The 17,648-nt window shown below is 61.5% G+C and carries 20 protein-coding genes; 4 read left to right on the top strand and 16 right to left on the bottom strand.

What is annotated here, in order from left to right:
* Positions 1 to 135: 135 nt before the first annotated feature.
* Entirely contained in the window at positions 136 to 417 is a 282-nt protein-coding gene (gene ppnP, locus JL474_RS07490; RefSeq protein WP_123632758.1) for a pyrimidine/purine nucleoside phosphorylase, read from the bottom strand.
* A 66-nt stretch (positions 418 to 483) separates the two neighbouring features.
* On the opposite strand from ppnP, the gene JL474_RS07495 reads away from it, so the two are divergent.
* The gene (locus JL474_RS07495) at positions 484 to 990 is read left to right on the top strand and encodes a DUF4112 domain-containing protein (RefSeq protein WP_203141570.1); all 507 of its coding nucleotides are present in this window, start codon (positions 484 to 486) and stop codon (positions 988 to 990) included.
* A gap of 15 nt (positions 991 to 1,005) precedes the next feature.
* Here JL474_RS07495 and JL474_RS07500 read toward each other — a convergent pair whose 3' ends face one another.
* The 6 genes from JL474_RS07500 to JL474_RS07525 are packed head-to-tail and all read right to left on the bottom strand — an operon-like array spanning position 1,006 to position 6,805.
* A complete protein-coding gene (locus tag JL474_RS07500) occupies positions 1,006 to 1,338 on the bottom strand; it encodes a Na+/H+ antiporter subunit G (RefSeq protein ID WP_203141571.1) in 333 nt (110 codons plus the stop codon).
* Between the two features lie 17 nt (positions 1,339 to 1,355).
* Positions 1,356 to 1,625, bottom strand: a complete 270-nt coding sequence (locus JL474_RS07505) for a K+/H+ antiporter subunit F (protein ID WP_203141572.1) — start codon at positions 1,623 to 1,625, stop codon at positions 1,356 to 1,358.
* Entirely contained in the window at positions 1,622 to 2,113 is a 492-nt protein-coding gene (locus JL474_RS07510; RefSeq protein ID WP_407944051.1) for a Na+/H+ antiporter subunit E, read from the bottom strand. Before JL474_RS07510 ends, JL474_RS07505 begins: the two co-directional genes overlap by 4 nt.
* 5 nt (positions 2,114 to 2,118) lie before the next feature.
* Positions 2,119 to 3,642: a monovalent cation/H+ antiporter subunit D gene (locus tag JL474_RS07515; RefSeq protein WP_123632753.1), complete on the bottom strand. Its 1,524-nt coding sequence runs from the start codon at positions 3,640 to 3,642 to the stop codon at positions 2,119 to 2,121.
* The gene (locus JL474_RS07520) at positions 3,639 to 4,010 is read right to left on the bottom strand and encodes a Na+/H+ antiporter subunit C (protein ID WP_203141573.1); all 372 of its coding nucleotides are present in this window, start codon (positions 4,008 to 4,010) and stop codon (positions 3,639 to 3,641) included. Before JL474_RS07520 ends, JL474_RS07515 begins: the two co-directional genes overlap by 4 nt.
* On the bottom strand, positions 4,010 to 6,805 hold the full coding sequence (locus JL474_RS07525) for a monovalent cation/H+ antiporter subunit A (protein WP_203141574.1): 2,796 nt from the start codon (positions 6,803 to 6,805) through the stop codon (positions 4,010 to 4,012). Before JL474_RS07525 ends, JL474_RS07520 begins: the two co-directional genes overlap by 1 nt.
* Before the next feature lie 531 nt (positions 6,806 to 7,336).
* Here JL474_RS07525 and JL474_RS07530 point away from each other — a divergent pair.
* Together JL474_RS07530 and JL474_RS07535 are read left to right on the top strand one after the other, a co-directional pair.
* A complete protein-coding gene (locus tag JL474_RS07530) occupies positions 7,337 to 7,711 on the top strand; it encodes an EF-hand domain-containing protein (RefSeq protein WP_203141575.1) in 375 nt (124 codons plus the stop codon).
* Between the two features lie 334 nt (positions 7,712 to 8,045).
* Entirely contained in the window at positions 8,046 to 8,366 is a 321-nt protein-coding gene (locus JL474_RS07535; protein ID WP_123632749.1) for an EF-hand domain-containing protein, read from the top strand.
* A gap of 84 nt (positions 8,367 to 8,450) precedes the next feature.
* Here JL474_RS07535 and JL474_RS07540 read toward each other — a convergent pair whose 3' ends face one another.
* A complete protein-coding gene (locus JL474_RS07540) occupies positions 8,451 to 9,263 on the bottom strand; it encodes a crotonase/enoyl-CoA hydratase family protein (protein ID WP_203141576.1) in 813 nt (270 codons plus the stop codon).
* Between the two features lie 87 nt (positions 9,264 to 9,350).
* On the opposite strand from JL474_RS07540, the gene JL474_RS07545 reads away from it, so the two are divergent.
* Positions 9,351 to 11,405, top strand: a complete 2,055-nt coding sequence (locus tag JL474_RS07545; RefSeq protein WP_203141577.1) for an NADPH-dependent 2,4-dienoyl-CoA reductase — start codon at positions 9,351 to 9,353, stop codon at positions 11,403 to 11,405.
* A gap of 4 nt (positions 11,406 to 11,409) precedes the next feature.
* On the opposite strand, the gene JL474_RS07550 is transcribed toward JL474_RS07545, so the two are convergent.
* Genes JL474_RS07550 through JL474_RS07585 form a run of 8 tightly spaced genes read right to left on the bottom strand, consistent with a single transcriptional unit; the run spans position 11,410 to position 17,542 of the window.
* Complete coding sequence (locus JL474_RS07550) at positions 11,410 to 12,954, bottom strand: polyamine aminopropyltransferase (protein ID WP_203141578.1); 1,545 nt, start codon at positions 12,952 to 12,954, stop codon at positions 11,410 to 11,412.
* A gap of 3 nt (positions 12,955 to 12,957) precedes the next feature.
* Positions 12,958 to 13,182 (bottom strand): hypothetical protein, encoded by a 225-nt coding sequence (locus tag JL474_RS07555; RefSeq protein ID WP_123632745.1) that lies wholly within the window; start codon positions 13,180 to 13,182, stop codon positions 12,958 to 12,960.
* A gap of 18 nt (positions 13,183 to 13,200) precedes the next feature.
* A complete protein-coding gene (locus JL474_RS07560; protein WP_123632744.1) occupies positions 13,201 to 13,779 on the bottom strand; it encodes a hypothetical protein in 579 nt (192 codons plus the stop codon).
* Positions 13,780 to 13,782: 3 nt separating this feature from the next.
* Complete coding sequence (locus tag JL474_RS07565; protein WP_328797799.1) at positions 13,783 to 14,637, bottom strand: DUF350 domain-containing protein; 855 nt, start codon at positions 14,635 to 14,637, stop codon at positions 13,783 to 13,785.
* Positions 14,634 to 15,257, bottom strand: a complete 624-nt coding sequence (locus JL474_RS07570) for a DUF4178 domain-containing protein (RefSeq protein ID WP_203141579.1) — start codon at positions 15,255 to 15,257, stop codon at positions 14,634 to 14,636. The genes JL474_RS07565 and JL474_RS07570 overlap by 4 nt, the downstream gene beginning before the upstream one ends.
* 9 nt (positions 15,258 to 15,266) lie before the next feature.
* Positions 15,267 to 15,989, bottom strand: coding sequence for a PspA/IM30 family protein (locus JL474_RS07575; protein WP_203141580.1), 723 nt, complete (start codon positions 15,987 to 15,989; stop codon positions 15,267 to 15,269).
* Entirely contained in the window at positions 15,986 to 16,396 is a 411-nt protein-coding gene (locus tag JL474_RS07580) for a YbjN domain-containing protein (protein WP_123632741.1), read from the bottom strand. The genes JL474_RS07575 and JL474_RS07580 overlap by 4 nt, the downstream gene beginning before the upstream one ends.
* Positions 16,397 to 16,438: 42 nt before the next feature.
* Positions 16,439 to 17,542 carry an ion channel gene (locus JL474_RS07585; RefSeq protein WP_203141581.1) on the bottom strand — a complete coding sequence of 368 codons (1,104 nt, stop codon included), beginning with the start codon at positions 17,540 to 17,542 and terminating at the stop codon, positions 16,439 to 16,441.
* Positions 17,543 to 17,648 lie beyond the last annotated feature (106 nt).

The raw sequence follows: 17,648 nt of genomic DNA on the forward strand, positions 1-17,648 counted from the left end.
ATTCGGAAGTGAGTTTTATTTTGGTTGTAGAGGTAATCTGACACAGTTCACGAAAAAGGCAAGGCTGGAAAAGAGAGGACGAGGCAGGATCGGGAGGGGAGTCGGCGGCACCCAGGGCGCCGCCGCAGAAAACCGTTACTCGTAGGTGCAGAGATACGCCGTGTCGACATCAGCCTTGGCCTTGAAGCTGGCCTGGCCGGCCACTTCAAAGGTTTCGCCCGCACCGTAGGTCATCCACTTGTCCATTCCGGGAAGGAGGACCTCCAGGGCACCACTGATCACCGTCATGACTTCTTTCTTGGTGGTGCCGAACTCATACTCACCCGGGCTGATCACGCCCACGGTGGCCGGCAGGTCCGCCGTCTGGAAGGCAATGGACTTCGCGTTGCCATCGAAGTATTCGTTCACTTTCAACATAGAGATGTCTCCTGAAAATCGGATCGCCTACTATACGGGAAATTTATGGCTCTTGGATGAAAAAATATGGTTGATCACAGGCCGCCGAATACCCCGCCAGACCCCCAGGAACGGGAGAGGCTGGAGAGCGCGCTGACCCGCCTGGAAAGCTCGGCCCGGCTTCTGGACAGCCAGTTCCGGATTCCGTTCACCCGCATCCGTTTCGGACTGGATCCGTTGATGGGGTTGCTGCCCGGCATCGGCGATGCCGCGGGGCTGGTCCTGTCGTTGTACCTGATGGTCGAGGCCGTTCGCCTGGGCGCCGGCACCCGCCAGGTGACGCGGATGGCGGGCAATGTCCTGCTGGAGTTTGTCATCGGCATCGTGCCGATCGTCGGGGATCTGTTCGATTTCGCCTGGAAGGCCAACGACCGCAATGCCGCCCTGTTGCGCCGTCACATTGAAAAGCGGCTGGATCCCGGTCCCCGGCGTCGACCCTGGATCCAGTACACGCTCATCGCCGTTTTCGGGGCGTTGTTGCTGTTCCTGCTGGTGATGATCTGGCGGGCATTGTTTGTCGCCAGCGGGGCATAGCCGACCGGCGTTCGCTTACTGCTCCCAGGGGTGTCCCTTGGTGTCTTCCATACGACCCACCTTCAGGTGCATCGCTGCCTTGGCCAGCATGTTGGCGCTGATCGGTGCCGTCAGGAACAGGAACATCATGATCAGGATTTCCTCCACCTCCAGCGATTTGTCACCGAACGAGAAAAAGATCATGGAACTGAACACGATGCCGCCGACGCCGAGCGTGGTGGCCTTGGTCGGGGCGTGCAGCCGGGTATAGAAGTCCGGCAGAGACAGCAGGCCGATGGCTCCGGCCAGGGCAAACAGGCCGCCGGTAATCAGCAGTACGACAATCAGTATTTCCAGGGCAATGTGCATGGGGCCTCCGTCGTTGCCTATTCGATCACGCTGCCGCGCTTGAGGTGCTTGGCCAGCGCGATGGTGCCGACAAAACCCATCACCGCGATCAACAAGGCCGACTGGATATACAGCCGGGAGTGGATCAGCATGCTGAACAGCACGATCAGCGCGATGGCGTTTATGTAGAGACTGTCCAGGGCGAGAATGCGATCCGGGGCATCCGGCCCCTTGAACAGCCGGATCACGTTCAGGATCACCGCCAGGGTGACCATCGCCAGGGTGATTTCCAGTGCGATCGTAATCATTTGAATATCTCCCGCAGCGGGCGTTCGTAGTGTTTCTTGATGGTTTCCACCAGATCGGCTTCGTCTTCCATATCCAGCACGTGGATCAGCAGCAGCGTGTTGTCGTCGCTGATGTCGGCGCTGACGGTGCCCGGGGTGAGCGAGATGGTGCCGGCGAGGGTGGAAATCGCCAGCGGATGCTCAAGCTCCAGCGGGAAGGCCACAAACGCCGGCCGTGGTTTGCGCGTCGGATTAAGGACCAGCAGCGCCACGCTGATGCTGGCCACGACAATGTCCCACAGGACCCGCACGATGTAGGTCAGGAAGCGGAACGGCCGTCGGATCGCCGGGTTGTTGGGCCAGAAGTTCCGCGTGAACAGGGGCAGCAGCCAGGCCAGGATCAGGCCCAGTACGATGCTGCCGCCGCTGATGCCGTTGCTGAGCGCCTGCCAGATCAGGAACAGGGTGACGCTCAGCATCGGGTGCGGCAGGCCGAAGCGTCCATTCAGTGCCTTCATAGTGAATCCCCCCGACTGACCACAGGCGTCTGTAAAATCTCGATGTAGGCTGACGGCGTGTGCAGCTGCTCGGCGGTGGCATCGGCATACCGGCTGATGGGACCGGCGAGGGCGACAATGACCAGGCTCAGGCTGATCAACGCGCCGGCCGACACGGTCACCGGCAGCGTCAGGTGCCCCGGATCCTTGACGTGGCCTTCCACGTTACGCCAGAACACGATGCTGCCCGCCCGGCTATAGGCCACGACGCTCAGGAAGCCGCCAACCAGGATGACACTCCAAAGCCAACCCATTTCAGCGCTGGGTTTGACCGACTCCAGGATCAGCACCTTGGCGAAGAAGCCGCTCAGTGGCGGCAGTCCGGCAGCGGCGGTCGCGCCGATCAGGAACAGCACGCTGAGGAGGGTCCGGCTGCGCATGCGCGGCGCGGTAACAATCCGGTCTGAGGCGCTGCCCCGCTGACGGGCGATCAGGTCGGTCACCAGGAACAGGCCACCCACCACCCAGGTGGTGTTCAGCAGGTAGAACAGCGCGGCCGACGTGCTGGCTTCCGAGTGCAGGCTGATGGCGGCGAGCAGCGTGCCGACGGAAATGATCACCTGCCAGGCCACCAGCTTGCGCAGACCGTCAGCGCCCAGCGCGCCGATAACGCCGAACGCGAGGGTGATCAGCGCCAGCGGGAACAGCCAGTCCATGCCCAGGTTGGCCAGCGGACCGGCCTGGTCGCCGAAGATCAGCGAGTAAACCCGCAGGATGGCGTAAATGCCCACCTTGGTCATCACCGCAAACAGGGCGGCCACCGGCGCCGTGGCATTGGCGTAGGCCTTGGGCAGCCAGAAGCACAGCGGCAGCAGGGCGGCCTTGAGTGCGAACACCACCAGCAACATCATCCCGGCAGCCTGCACCAACGGCAGGTCTTCCGGCGCCACCTGGGGCACTTTGACCGCCAGGTCCGCCATGTTGAGCGTGCCCACCACGCTGTAGAGCAGCCCCACGCTGATCAGGAACAGGGACGAGCCGATCAGGTTGAGCACCACGTAATGCAGCCCGGGGACCGTGCGGGCCGTTCCACCGCCATGCATCAGCAGACCATAGGAGGCGATCAACAGGACCTCGAAGGCAACGAACAGGTTGAACAGGTCGCCGGTCAGGAAGGCGATGTTCAGACCCATGAGCTGGAACAGGAACAGCGCGTGGAAGTGCCGGCCCTGGGCATCGGTGCCGCGGGTCGAGTAGATGTGGCAGAACAGGGCCAGCAGCGCCGTCATGAACAGCATCAGCGCGGACAGGCGGTCCAGCACCAGCACGATGCCGAACGGCGGCGCCCAGTTACCCAGTGCATAAACCCGGTAGGTGCCGTCATCCGCCAGCAACAGCAGGCTGATGGAGACCACCAGGATCAGGGTGGTCGTGGCCAGGCCCAGTGTTCGGCGCAGGCCCAGCGGGGCGAAACTCAGGAAGATCTGGAGGATCCCTCCCAGCAACGGCAATAGGATGGGGGCGGTCAACCAGTGATTCATCGAGTCTCCTCCGGAGCTTTGTCGGCGCCGGGTTCGGGCCAGAGGGCTTCTTTCTGACCGTCCACATGGTCGTCACCGGTGTCGGCGCGACTGCGCAGGGCCAGAACCACGACGAAGGCGGTCATGGCAAAGCCGATGACGATCGCCGTCAGGACCAGGGCCTGGGGCAGGGGATCGGTGTAGTTTTCGGTGCTGCCAATAATGGGCTGACCGGCGGTGACCAGTCGCCCGGTGGAGAACAGGAACAGGTTCACGGCGTAGGACAGCATGGTCAGCCCCAGCACGACCGGAAAGGTCCGGGCGCGCAGGATCAGGTAAACACCGGAAGCGGTCAGCGTGCCGATGATGAGGGCAAACAGAATTTCCATTACGAGTCCTCCGGCATGGCATCGGATTTGATGGACAGGCGTCCCAGGCTCGCCAGGATGGTGAGCGTGGCGCCGACAACGGCCAGGTACACACCAATATCGAAGGCCATGGCCGAGGCCAGCTCGAAGTCGCCGACCACCGGCCAGTGAATGTGGCTGAACGTGGACGTCAGGAACGGGAAGCCGAAGGCGAAACTCGCCATACCGGTCACCGTGGCGGCCAGCAGCCCCAGCCCGATGGGCGTACGCAGGCTGAATGGCATGCGCCGGTGGCTCCAGCGCATGCCGCTGGCAATGTACTGGACGATCAGTGCCACCGAAGTGACCAGGCCGGCAATAAAGCCGCCGCCGGGCAGGTTGTGCCCGCGCAGGAAGATGTAGACCGACACCATCAGGGCGAGCGGCAGCAGCGGCCGGGAAATCTGCTGCAGCATGGTCGGGTGGGCGTCCGTGGACCAGGGGTGCCCCTGGCCGTCCGTCGGCGGCGCCGTCAATTTGGTGTCACGTAGCATGGCGAAGATCCCCAGCGCGGCAATGCCCAGCACGGTGATCTCGCCCAGGGTATCGAAGCCCCGGAAATCCACCAGGATCACGTTGACCACGTTGGAGCCGCCCCCACCGGAGACGCTGTTCTCCAGGAAGTAGCTGGAGATGGAATCGAACGGCCGGGTCAGCATGGCCAGGGTGACCAGGAACATGCCTGCGCCGGCCAGCAGCGCGATCACGATATCCCGCCAGCGCCGGAAGCGGCTGGCTTCCATTGGCGTCCAGGAGGGCAGGTAATACAGCGCCAGCATCAGCAGCACAATGGTGACCACCTCGACGGACAGCTGGGTCATGGCCAGGTCCGGTGCCGAGAAGCGGGCAAAGCCGAGCGCCACCATCAGCCCCACGACGCTCAGCAGAATCAATGCATACAAACGTTCCCGATGCATGGCGGCTGTCCCGAGCGCGCAGACGATCAGGATCACACCGCCCACGGCGGTGGGGGCATCGACGGGTGAAACGCCCATCGAACCGATCGACACGCCCAGGTCGACCACCGGGTAGAGCGCGACCGCGATGGCCGCCCCGATCAGCAGCAGGGCATAGCGTTGCAGTGAGCCGTTTTCGATCAGGGCCGTCAACGCCCGGGCCTTTTCGGAAATTCGGGCAACAATCGCCTCGAACACGGCTTTCTCGTCGATCTCCCTGAAACGAGCGTGAAAGTCGAAGAATTTCTGGCGCTGGGTGTACATCAGCAGCCCGCCGAAAAAGGCGATGAAGCTCATCATCAGCGGCAGGTTGAACCCGTGGATCACCGCCAGCTGGTAGTCGGGTACGTCGCCGGCAAGAGTGGCGGCCGACGCGGCATTGAGCAGCGGCCCCACAGAAATGGCCGGGAACACCCCGACCATCACACACGCGAATACCAGGATCTCCACCGGAATCTTCATGTAGCGCGGCGGCTCGTGAGGCGGGTAGATCGGCAGGTCCACCGGTTTGCCGTTGAAGAACACGTCGTGGATAAAACGGGCTGAGTAAGCCACCGCAAAAATCCCCGCCAGGGTGGCGATCACCGGCGGCAGGTAGGCCCACAGTCCCGGCAGGTTCAGTTCCAGCGACTCGGCAAAGAACATCTCCTTGGAGAGGAAGCCGTTCAGCAGCGGTACCCCGGCCATGGAGGCCGCGGCCACCATCGACAGCGTGGCGGTGTAGGGCATGAACTGCCACAGCCCATTGATACGGCGCATGTCCCGGGTGCCGGTCTCGTGGTCGATAATGCCGGTGGCCATGAACAGCGACGCCTTGAAGGTGGCGTGGTTGATGACGTGGAATACGGCGGCCACGGCAGCCAGCTTGGTCCCCATGCCGAACAGCAGGGTAATCAGGCCCAGGTGGCTGACGGTGGAGTGGGCCAGCAGGCCTTTCATGTCGTGTTTGAACAGGGCCACATAGGCGCCCAACAGCAACGTCACCATGCCGGTGAAGCTCACCAGGTAGAACCACTCCGGTGTGCCGGCCAATACGGGATAGAGCCGCGCCATCAGGAAGATGCCGGCCTTGACCATGGTGGCCGAGTGTAGATAGGCGGACACCGGCGTGGGGGCCTGCATGGCGTGAGGCAGCCAGAAGTGGAAGGGGAACTGGGCGGATTTGGTGAAGGCCCCCAGTAGCACCAGTACCAGGATCACCGGATAGAGCGCGTGGGCCTTGATCAGGTCCGCCGCGGCCAGGACGTTGTCCAGCTCGTAACTGCCGACCACCTGACCAATCAACAGCACGCCGGCCAGCAGGGCCAATCCGCCGCCGCCGGTGAGCGCCAAAGCCATGCGGGCGCCGCGCCGGGCATCCTGTTTATCGTTCCAGAAACTGATCAACAGGAAAGACACCAGGCTGGTCAGCTCCCAGAAGATCAGCATCAAAATCAGGTTGCTGGACAGCACGATACCCAGCATCGACCCCATAAAGGTCAGCAGCAGGGAATAGAACTTGCCGACATTTTCGTGCTTTTTCAGGTAATAGCGCGAATACAGGATGATCAGCAGGCCGATGATCAGGATTAGCAACGCAAACAGCAGGGACAGGCCATCCAGCCGGAAACTGAGGGACAGGCCGATGTCCGGCAGCCAGCTGTGGGTCTGCACCAGAACGTGACCGGCTTCCAGCGCCGGCCAGAGCGGATAAAGGGCCGCCAGGGCGATGACCGGCGGCACCGACGAGGCAATGGCAATCGTTGTGCGCCCGGCCTGGGCAAATAACGGCGCCACAATAGCGCCCAGAAAAGGCAGTAAAACGACCAGCGCGAGGGTCATTGAAACCTCATTCTTCTTGATTCGTGGATGCTGACGCCCATCGACAGGAGCAGCCTGAGTTTAGTCCTCAGACAAACGCCCTGCACACCATCAGCGCAATCGACTTGAGATCAGAGGGCGCTGGGCGGATCGGGGAAATAGGGGAGGCGGCCGGGACGCAGGGGGATAAAGGCATCCGGCTCGGCATGGGTCATGATCGATGTACGGGGCGGTTCGGACATGAATGCTCCGTTAGGTGAGTCCGGGGATTCGGGCTCATCCTCGTTAATCCTGAGCGATGATGATACGTGGCGTGGCCGGCAGGTCAAGCAATTGCGGCGATTGCCGACGGCTTACAGAGGTTTCATTGGCCAGTGAGGCTGATGGCGTCTTCAATAGATGCAGGGCTTACGGTGAATCCAGATGACGTGAAAAACCGTAGTCCCCAATAAGCCCGCCGTGGTGTTTCGCGGTCGCGGTGGGGTTGTCGAGGTCGGCTTACACCGGCCAAAAGCGACGAATCATAAAGTGCCACCAAGAGAAGGAGGCGTTATGAAGATCAGGACGATAACGTTCGCTGTCACGGCATCAATGATGATGGCTGCACCGGCCGTCTGGGCGGGCAGCATGAGCAAGGAAGGCTCCAGTCATGCGGATCGCCAGGAGTCGGCGATGAGTCATGGCGAAGGGAAAGCGATGCAAACCATGCACGAAGATTTCGATACCCTGGATGCCAACAACGATGGCGCGATCACCGAAGATGAGCTGAACGTCTACGGCAGCACCGCCGCCGGCATGGGCGACACCGAGGCCGAGCGCAACCGCATGATGCTCAAGGCCCGTGATCGCAACCAGGATGGCAAGATCACCCGGGGTGAGTTCCAGAAGGGGGCTGACGCCGAAAAAACCGCGGATATGAAACAGTAAATAGTTCATTCCCTATCGGATTCCGACGATTGAGCCCGGCTTTTGTCCGGGCTTTTTTGATTCGGATATCCGAGCAGCGTCAAGATTCGTGCGAATGATCGTGCTTTGGTGGTTGCCGATTGCACCGGCTTAAACTTCAATAGGAATGACAGCCGCTATAATCCGGTTGGGCTTCAACGACCGCACGAGCGGACTGTCGGAGACCAGGCCCGGTGGCAGTCGAACCTGGGTGTCTTAAACCCCGATCAAATGCAGTCCAGCCGTTTTGATCTCTGTTGCATGACGTGGAGTCGGTTCACCTCGCTGTGAGGCGGCTTCAGGCAGGAGACTCATTATGAAAATCTGGATGTTCCCCCTTGTCGTTCTGTCGTTCGCTTTTTCTACTCTGACCTACGCCGGGGATGCCGGCGACAAATCGGGCGGCGAAGCCGACCGGATGAGTGAAAAGATGGGGCACGCGCCGACCTTTGAGGAAATGGATAAAAACGGTGATGGCATGATCAGCGAGGATGAGCTGAACGTTTATGGCAGTTCCGCCGCAGGCAAGGCCCACTCCGAAGAAGAAAGCCGGATGATGAAAATGCATGAAATGGATACGGACGGGGATGGCAATATCAGTAATGAAGAATTCGAGAAAGGCATGATGTCCAAGTAATCGCATTACTGGAATGCAGGCACCCGGGCGCCGAGTTCGGGTGCTTCTGCCCGATCCTTCTTAACCACTCTTTGACATCACGGATCAGAAACTTCGCCGATCTGCGTATTCCTTGTCGGGTTGCCCACTGTTGCGCGCGATCGCAGTGCGTTGGTTGGCGCGGGCAATGATCTTCTTCTGCAGTCGGGTTTCCCAATCCAGGCTGGTCTTGTCATCGGCCTGCCAGGCGCGATTGAACAGCAGCTTGGCCGCGGCCACGGCATCCGGCGATTGCTGCGCCAGGGTTTCGGCGAAAGCATAGGCTTCGGCCACCGGATCGTCGCAGACGCGGGTCACCAGCCCCATCGCCTTGGCTTCTTCACCGTTGAAACGGCGTGCCGTCATGGTCAGTTCCTTGGCCAGATCGATGGGGATCAGCTCGGGCAGGGTGACGGTCAGGCTCATGTCCGGAATCAGTCCCCACTTGGCTTCCATGATGGAAAATTCACAGTCCGGCGTGGTGTAGCGGAAGTCGGCGCCAAGGGCGATCTGGAAGCCGCCGCCAAAGCAGTAGCCGTGGGTCGCCGCAATCACCGGAGCCGGTACCTCACGCCAGAGGTAGCCCACGTCCTGGGCCAGATTGCTGATCCGGCGACCGGGTTTGACCAGCAGTTTGAGAAAGTTGACCGGTTTCTTGCTGACGCCTTTCACATCCAGACCGGAGCAGAACGCCTCGCCGTTGCCCTTGAGCACGATTGCGCGCACCTGCCGTTCCTTGCGAAGGGTGCGGGCAGTGGCTGCAACGGCTTCAAACATGGGCATATCCAGCCCGTTGTACTTGTCCGGCCGATTGAGTGTCACGGTGGCGATACCGCCCTCGATGTCGAGCAGGACCCGATCTGATTGATTATTGGCCATAAATACCACGCTTCTTATCCATTAGTCGTAGATGGGCATGCTACCATGTCGGCTCCTGATGAGAACGCGATAAAAGGGCACCGAGACATGACAACCGCGTATCCCAATCTTCTCAAGCCCCTCGACCTGGGCTATACCGAACTGAAGAACCGGGTGCTGATGGGCTCCATGCACACCGGCCTGGAAGACCGATTCTGGAACACCCACAAACTGGCCCGCTATTTTGCGGAACGGGCCGAAGGCGGCGTCGGGCTGATGGTGACCGGTGGCTTTTCGCCGAACCTGGTCGGGCAGTTGGCCCCGCTGTCGTCCACCATGAACAACCGGGCCACGGCCTTCCTGCACCGCCAGGTCACCGGCGCGGTCCACGAAGCCGGCGGCAAGATCTGCCTGCAACTGCTGCATGCTGGCCGCTATGGCTACCAGCCGTTGATCGTCTCGGCTTCGGCCACCAAAGCGCCGATCAGTCCGTTCAAGGCGCGGGCACTGTCCACCAAGGGCGTCGAGCGTCAGATCGACGATTTCGTCAACGCCGCCAAACTGGCCAAATTTGCCGGCTACGACGGCGTCGAGGTGATGGGCTCGGAAGGCTACTTCATCAACCAGTTCCTGTGCGAGCGCACCAACAAGCGCACCGACAAGTGGGGTGGCCCCTACGAAAACCGGATGCGCCTGCCGGTGGAGATCGTGCGCCGTATGCGTGAAGCGGTAGGGCCGGAGTTCATCATCATCTACCGGCTCTCCATGCTGGATCTGGTGGAAGGCGGCCAGACCTGGGATCAGATCGTGACCCTGGGTAAAGCCATTGAGCAGGCCGGTGCCACCATCATCAACACCGGCATTGGTTGGCACGAGGCCCGGGTGCCGACCATCGTCACCTCGGTCCCCCGCGGCGGCTTTGCCGATGTAACCGCCAAGTTCTATGGCGAAGTGGACATCCCGGTCTGCACCACGAACCGCATCAACACGCCGGAAAAAGGCGAAGAGATCCTGGCGGGCGGCAAGGCGGACATGGTGTCCATGGCCCGGCCGCTGCTGGCGGACAGTGAGTTCGTGCGCAAGGCCGAGCAGGGCCGGTCCGACGAGATCAACACCTGCATCGCCTGCAACCAGGCGTGCCTCGACCACGTGTTCCAGGCGAAGAAAGCGTCGTGCCTGGTCAATCCGCGAGCCTGTCATGAAACCGAATTGACGCTGACGGTCGCTCCGGTCCGCAAGCGCGTGGCCGTGGTGGGTGCCGGCCCGGCCGGATTGGCAGCAGCGACTACCGCAGCCAAGCGTGGCCATTGGGTCACCCTGTTCGAAGCAGACGGCGACATCGGCGGGCAGTTCAACTACGCCAAGCGCATTCCCGGCAAGGAAGAGTTCTACGAGACCCTGCGCTACTACCGACGCCAGATCGAGTTGCTGGGCGTTGACCTGCAGCTGAATACCCGGGTGGATGTCGAGGCCCTGAAAGCCCAGGGCTTTGATGAGGTGATCGTCGCCACCGGTGTGCGGCCCCGCACCCCGAAAATCGACGGCATCGACCACCCCAAGGTGCTGGGCTATCTCGACGTGCTGCGCCGCAACAAGCCGGTGGGCAAGACTGTCGCGGTGATTGGGGCCGGCGGTATTGGCTTCGACGTCAGTGAATTCCTGACCCACGATTTCAATCACCAGCCGGAAGGCGAACAGGTCAGCGTGCTGGCGTGGCAAAAAGAGTGGGGGGTAAACCCCGAGTTTGAAGGCCCTGGCGGTCTGGCAGAACGGGAGCCCACATCGTCACCCCGCAAGATCTACCTGATGCAGCGCAAGACCACTAAGGTCGGCAAGGGCCTGGGCAAGACTTCCGGCTGGGTCCACCGTAACAGCCTCAAACACCGTGACGTGGAAATGCTGCGGGGCTGCTCCTACGACCGGATTGACGACGAGGGGCTGCACATCACCGTCACCGAAAAGGACGGCGGACCGGGCGAGAAGCGGCTGCTGGCGGTGGATAACGTGGTGATCTGCGCGGGTCAGGAGTCGTTTCGCGAGCTCTTCGACCAGCTTGCCGGCGCCGGCATCCAGGCCCATCTGATCGGCGGTGCCGATCTGGCGGAAGAATTGGATGCCAAACGGGCCATTCGTCAGGGCACGGAAGTGGCGGCGGGAATCTAGGCCGTCAATGCCAGTACTGCCAACCGTTCATGTAGTAATCGTGAACGGTTGGATTGTCCAGGGAGCTGACCCGCACATCAGCTTGGGGTTTCAGGTCACGGGCGAACGTCAGGGCTTCCCGGAAGCTGGTCTTGTCCAGGTAGCGGGTGTCGACCAACGGCGCCTTTGGCGTCAGCGGTTGAGCGCTGGTCCTGGCAAAGACAAACCCCCATTCCCCGAAGGACGGAACCTGCACATGGTAGGGCGTCACCGTCGTGAAACCCGCCGCCTTCACCGAGTGGTCCACGGACCAGAACGCGTTGGTGGCGAAGTAAGGGCTGGTGGCCTGTGTTGTAAATATCCCGCCGGCGTTGAGGTGCTGACGGACCAGCCTGTAGAACTCCCGGCTATACAGCCGCGCCAGCGAGACGTTGTTGGGGTCGGGCAGGTCCGCAAGGATGACGTCGTATTGGCTGTCAGTATCCCTGAGGTAGACCATCGCGTCGCTGGAGATCGTCTTGACGCGAGGATCGTTAAGGCTGTTCCGGTTCAGCTCGGTCAGGCGCGAGTCATGGCGGGCCAGGTTCACCACGGCCGGATCCAGGTCCACCAGGGTGATGTGCCTGATGCTGTCGTACTTGAGCAGCTCACGTGCGGCCATGCCGTCGCCGGCGCCCAGCAGCAGGACGTTCTCCGGATCCGGATGCTGTGACAGCGGAATATGGACCAGGGCGTCGTGGTAGCGGTATTCGTCCACTGACGAGAACTGGAGATTGCCGTTGAGAAACAGCCGCAGGTCGTCCTTGTACTGAGTGAGCACAATGGTCTGGTAGGGCGTCTGCTTGCGATAGACGACTCGGTCGCTGTACAGGCTGTTGCTCCAGTCCGCCACCAGCCATTGGGAAATGCTGAGCAGGACCACCAGAAATCCGGTGACCATGGTGCCTGAAAGAGTGAGCAGTCGCTTTCGGCTGAGATCGAGCTGGGGCGCGAAGTACCACAGGTTCAGCAGACCCAGGGCGATGTTGATCAGGCCAAACACCAGGGACGACTGGAACACGCCCAGCCAGGGCAACACCGCAAACGGGAAGGCGATGGTTGCCACCAGCGCGCCCAGGTAATCCAGCGACAGGACGTTCGACAGGTTTTTGGCCAGGATGTCCTGGTTCTCCAGCAACCGGGTGAGCAGCGGCACCTCGAGCCCCGTCAGTACCCCCACGCCCAGGATCAGCAGGATCATGATCGGCTGGACCAGGTCCGTATAGGCGTAGGCGAGATACAGCAGCGGCACGCAGAGCCCGCCCAGGAGCCCCAGTACCAGCTCCACGGCGATGAACGCGAACAGCAGGTTGCCATTGATCCACCGGGACAGCCAGGACCCCAGCCCCATCGCCGCCATATAGACGCCGATGGTGATGGAGAACTGGCGAATGCTGTCGCCCAGGAAGTAGGACGCGGTGGTGCTGATCAGCAGTTCGTAGATGATCGAGCACAGTCCGGCGATCAGGATCGAGCCAATCAGCACCCGCTTCTGACGGTTTGCTCTGTTGTCGGATACGTCGGTTGTCATGACTTATTTACCGTAATGGATGCCTGCGCCACGATCCCCCGGGCCGCCGAGACTGCCGTTACGCAGGCTGCGGTTGGGATAGTAGCTCGGGCCGCCGAAGTACCAGAAGGACGGGCCGTGGCTGTACCCGTTGTAGCCGGTGTAGCCGTACCCATCGTTACTGAATGAGAAGAGCGCAAGATAGATCACGCCAAGCAGGGCCAGCGTGACGCCTGTTCCGAGTCGCATGTGGGAATTCCTTTCCAATCAGTGTTCGCGAAGCGCCGCCAGGGGACTGGTTCCGCCGCCGATGAAGCCAAGGACGAACCAGGCGATGATGGCGATGATGCCGGCGGCCAGGTGCGGGATGGGGCTGAAGGACGCCGTCTTCACGCTGACGGCAATGTTGCCGGTGCGCTTTTGCCCGCTGCTCAGATTGCTTTCCGGCTTGACCTTCAGGTAGTAGTCGCCGGCCTTGGGGACCGTGACGCGGGCCTTGTAGGTGCCTTCGGATTCCCGCCAGTAGTAGCCGTCGGAGTCGTAGCCGTCTTCAGACCAGAACTCGTCGCCGAAACCGGTGAGGTAGCGTTTCTGATCGTCCAGCAACTCCAGGGTAACGTAGCTCCAGTGGTTGAGCGGCAGGTTCTGCCGGACGCGGACACGCAGGATGGTATTGGGCTCATCGATGTGGATGGGGCCAAGGGTGCCGCCCGCTGCAAGGACGGTGTCGCTGACTTTCGGCTGTCCGCCGGCGAGGTTGATCACCAGGGATGTGAAGAGCGACAGCGCCGCGAACAGGAAAAGCAGTCGACGAATGATGGCTTTCTGGGATTTGGTCTCGGTCATGGTTCACCCGATCATGAAATACAGGACGGCGGCAAAACTGATGGCGATGGCGAACTCCAGGAGTCCCGCGCCGGTATTGCGGTCTTGCGCGATTTCGCGATTGAGGTCATCCCGGCTGATCAGGACCTTGTCAAAGAACAGCCGGGCGCCGATCAGGTAGACGAACACGCCCAGGATGTTGATGCCGAGCCAGGACAGGTTGGCCGTCCAGCTGACGAAGTCGTCGTTCGTGGCGGCCATGATGACCAGGCTGATGGCGACCATGCTGCCGCCAAAACCCAGGCCCGCGGCGAGATTCGCGCCCGCGATCTCATCCTGGATACGGTAGGGGGTCAGCCACTCGTAAAGACGACTGAACAGCAGCAGCGCTACCTGGCCGATGGCGTAGAAGACCAGGGCCGTGATAACGCCGCCGCCTTCTCCGTGAATCGCCCCGGCGACGACAAACGCCGACGCCAGATAGTTGGCCCCCTGGACGACGCCGGCCGCCTTGTTGTGATCGTCGCGGATGGCCGCCGCGATGGAGAATTCGTGCAGGATGAAGCGGTCATTAAGGTAACGGGAGACCGTGAGCAGGACCAGGCCAAGGCCGGTATAGCCGGCCACCACCGCCAGGTCCATCAGCCAGCCCTGGCTGGGCCCCAGATAGGCGCCGCAGAACAGCACGGTGAAGCCCGCGTAGTAGCCGGCGAGGCCGCACGCCTGGGCGACGTTGTCGTTGCCGGTCAATTCACGGTCAATGTCGTAGGGCGTCAGCCAGCGCTTCAGGCCCTTGGCGACAACAAACAGGACAAGGAAAAGGGCCAGCATGCTGGCCCCCCGTCCCAGGTGTTGAAAGTCCATCTCCAACAGATTCACGTTGTTCCTCCGAGACTGTAAATTCTGATCCGTTCAGGGTTGATGCGTTCGGTGAGGTAGGCGCGGCAATCGTCGCCCCAGCGCTCGATACCCAGGTCGTGGCGATCGTCGTCGCCTTCGTAATCCCAGAACGTGACGTCCTCGGCCTGGTCCGGATCGCTCTCACGCAGGAAGCGGGCACGACCCTGTTCCGAGAAACGGAACGTGATGCCATCAACCACCAGGGTTTTCGCCGGCGCCTGATGGCCCGACAGCGAAGACGGCGTGAGGCCGAGCTCTTCCAGCGACAGGCGTTTCAGTGTGACGCTCGCTTCCAGTTCATCGTCGCGCTCGACATCCACCCAAACGGTGCCATGGCCCGCCTCACATTCCAGCTCCAACCAGGCGTAGTCGTCCTGACGGTAAGTGTGCCGGGCCCTCACCCGGACATCCTGTTCTTCGCGGTTCGGACCATGGGGTGGCAACTGCAGGACGCCGCCCGGACCGGCCTGTTCAATCGTTCCCGACCCCGGAGAGACCGGGGCTTCCGGGCCGGTCCGGGGTGTCCGGTCCGCTTGCCAGGTCCGGTAGCCAATCACGCCGAGGGCAATGAACCCGATCACCAGTAGCAGGTTAACCACGACGACTCCTTAGGCTTTATCCGACCGGTTGCCGTCGCCGTTCAGACCCATTTCCTGTTTCAGCGCGTCCAGCGAGGCGGAACCGCCGGACGAACCCAGCGCCTGATCGATCTCGTCATCCAGGCTGCGGGTGGGTTTGGCCATGTCGCCGTAGGACTCGGCCAGCGCTTCCTCTTCCTCAACGCGGGACCGCATTTTCTCGAGCGTGGCAATGGTCGAGGACGAGTCGATCTGGGCCATCTGCCGGTTGATCTTCTTGGTGGCGCTGCTGACCTTGGCGCGGGCTTTGAGCGTCTTCAGCTCGTTCTCCCACTGGGTGATCTGGCTGCGCAGGTCCTGGATCCGGTACTCCAGGTCGGCCGCCATACGATCGTACTTGTCGCGTTCGCCCTTGGCGCGCTCGGCATTCGACTGGGCCTGTGTCTGCTGTTCCAGCGCGCGGCTGGCCAGTCGGTCGGCTTCTTCCTGTTCCAGCTCTCCGGAAGAGGCGCGCTGCAACAGACGCATGGCCTTGTGCTTGTAGTCGTCGGCTTCGGCGCCGGCCTGTTCGGCTTCGCGCCGGCTGCGGATGGCGATGGCTTTGACCTCGGCCAGACTTTGCAGGCTGTTGTCCAGGTCTCCCTTGAGATCCCGGATAGCCTGCTCACTCATCTTGATGGGGTCTTCCATCTTGTCGATGGCGGCGTGCGCCTCGGCAGAGCCGAACTTGAAAAGACGTTTGAACAGGTTCATGCGACGTCACCTCCTTGGCGGGCGTAAGTAATCAACTGGTCAGCGTGTTCGGCCAGCATCAGGCTCAGGGCATTGATGGAGCCTTCCAGTTCGTTGAGGTCAATGTTTTCCAGCTGCAGCGTGTCCCGGAAAATCAGTGTGCGACCGGTTTCATCCAGGCACAGGGCGCCGTGGACGGTTTCCCGGTTGATCTGCAGCAGGGTCCGCAGACAGTCGGCGTCCGGCTGCGCAAGCTTTGCGATGACCTGCTCGATGACGAGGATGTCGTCCTCGCAGTCGAGCACCAGGTTATGGATGCCGCTTGTCGGCGCCTCGACGATCAGCATCTGCTCGTCGGCGTGTTCTTCCAGCACGGTCAGCGGCAACTGCTGGACCAGCGATTTAAGGGTGTCGAATGAATGGCTCATATCGGGGCTCCTGATGATTGGATCCTGTGGCAGCGTATTGGCTCAGTCGGTCGCGCCGAGTGCTTCGCGAACCTCGTACTCGGTGGGAATGCGATCCTCATGCACCATCATGATGAGGGCGCAGGCATCAAACCGGTGATCGGCGGCCGGGTGGCATTGCACGTGTCCGAGATCGTCCACGTACGCCAGCAGCGTTCCGAGTCCCTTTTCCATCAGCCGGCAGACGCTCGTTGACCAGGTTGCGTCGCTCAGTGGGATGTCAAAGCGGAGCGTGTGGTCGTCCTGGTGGGTAAACAGGTTCTCCAGGATTTTCTCGGCGCCGGGGGCGACGATGGAACGGACCAGAATTTCGGGATAGGCCCGCACCGGACGGATGGTGGTGTTGGCGCCGGCCCGTTCGAGGCGGGGTCGATTCCGCTCCTGGACACACTCGGCCACAGTGTAGGGCGGGTGGCCCTCGCACATTTCGGAAAGCTGCAACAGGACGTCCAGCGTGATGCTATCCGACGCGCGCTTGTATTCATCGCCCGCCAGCACGATGATCGCTTTGGCGGCAGCGGGTGTTGTTGCGGCCAGCGCCTGTTGTTCGGAAGGGCTGCCGTGGTAATGGACAACGCCCATCTCCCTCAGTTGCGTGGGCAGTCCGTTCGGGAAAGCATCGGTCAGTAGCTGCACCGGCGCTTCAGAAAAGCCGTCCGCGGCCCGGATCTGGCCCACCAGCCGTTCAAAGTACAGTGCCGCGTTGGCCTTTGGACTGTTGATGATAAGAATGTGATCGGACATGTCCCACCTCCACAAGCCTTTGATCATGTGATCTTTTCGTTTGATTCGAAAATCGATGTAGTCGCTCGCCAGCTCCGCCAGCAGTGTAATGCCAGCGATGTACAGTAGGAGTGTGGTGCAAAGGCGCCCCATGGCAGTAGACGCCGAAAGGTCGCCATAGCCGACGGTCGTCAGTGTGGTAACGGTCAGCCAGAGGGCATCGCCGATGGTGAGTTGCTCGAAATAGAGCATCGCCAGGACATGCAGGCTGGACAGCAGCGCCAGCCATCCGGCTGCACGTAATAAACGTGTCCGCATGTCATTCTGGAGGCGGCGGGTAAAGCGGGTGTAAACGCGTCTTCGCTGGAACAGACGTAAAAACATAAGCGGTGCTGGCCCTTCCTGAGCCGGGAACTCCTGTCACTGCACGCAAGAAAGTCCGGATGTGGGGCCGGCGTGGCTGGCCGACAACACCCTGACTGGATTAAGG

The organism is Marinobacter mangrovi (genome assembly GCF_016798325.1).
GTDB lineage: Bacteria > Pseudomonadota > Gammaproteobacteria > Pseudomonadales > Oleiphilaceae > Marinobacter_A > Marinobacter_A mangrovi.

Bases quoted from the DNA above. Each gene is read 5' to 3' on its own strand.
- JL474_RS07505 (WP_203141572.1), bottom strand. From the start codon at position 1,625: ATGATTACGATCGCACTGGAAATCACCCTGGCGATGGTCACCCTGGCG.
- ppnP (WP_123632758.1), bottom strand. From the start codon at position 417: ATGTTGAAAGTGAACGAATACTTCGATGGCAACGCGAAGTCCATTGCC.
- JL474_RS07520 (WP_203141573.1), bottom strand. From the start codon at position 4,010: ATGGAAATTCTGTTTGCCCTCATCATCGGCACGCTGACCGCTTCCGGT.
- JL474_RS07560 (WP_123632744.1), bottom strand. From the start codon at position 13,779: ATGACCGAGACCAAATCCCAGAAAGCCATCATTCGTCGACTGCTTTTC.
- JL474_RS07545 (WP_203141577.1), top strand. From the start codon at position 9,351: ATGACAACCGCGTATCCCAATCTTCTCAAGCCCCTCGACCTGGGCTAT.
- JL474_RS07515 (WP_123632753.1), bottom strand. From the start codon at position 3,642: ATGAATCACTGGTTGACCGCCCCCATCCTATTGCCGTTGCTGGGAGGG.
- JL474_RS07525 (WP_203141574.1), bottom strand. From the start codon at position 6,805: ATGACCCTCGCGCTGGTCGTTTTACTGCCTTTTCTGGGCGCTATTGTG.
- JL474_RS07500 (WP_203141571.1), bottom strand. From the start codon at position 1,338: ATGCACATTGCCCTGGAAATACTGATTGTCGTACTGCTGATTACCGGC.
- JL474_RS07555 (WP_123632745.1), bottom strand. From the start codon at position 13,182: ATGCGACTCGGAACAGGCGTCACGCTGGCCCTGCTTGGCGTGATCTAT.
- JL474_RS07530 (WP_203141575.1), top strand. From the start codon at position 7,337: ATGAAGATCAGGACGATAACGTTCGCTGTCACGGCATCAATGATGATG.
- JL474_RS07535 (WP_123632749.1), top strand. From the start codon at position 8,046: ATGAAAATCTGGATGTTCCCCCTTGTCGTTCTGTCGTTCGCTTTTTCT.
- JL474_RS07540 (WP_203141576.1), bottom strand. From the start codon at position 9,263: ATGGCCAATAATCAATCAGATCGGGTCCTGCTCGACATCGAGGGCGGT.
- JL474_RS07575 (WP_203141580.1), bottom strand. From the start codon at position 15,989: ATGAACCTGTTCAAACGTCTTTTCAAGTTCGGCTCTGCCGAGGCGCAC.
- JL474_RS07580 (WP_123632741.1), bottom strand. From the start codon at position 16,396: ATGAGCCATTCATTCGACACCCTTAAATCGCTGGTCCAGCAGTTGCCG.
- JL474_RS07550 (WP_203141578.1), bottom strand. From the start codon at position 12,954: ATGACAACCGACGTATCCGACAACAGAGCAAACCGTCAGAAGCGGGTG.
- JL474_RS07585 (WP_203141581.1), bottom strand. From the start codon at position 17,542: ATGTTTTTACGTCTGTTCCAGCGAAGACGCGTTTACACCCGCTTTACC.
- JL474_RS07495 (WP_203141570.1), top strand. From the start codon at position 484: ATGGTTGATCACAGGCCGCCGAATACCCCGCCAGACCCCCAGGAACGG.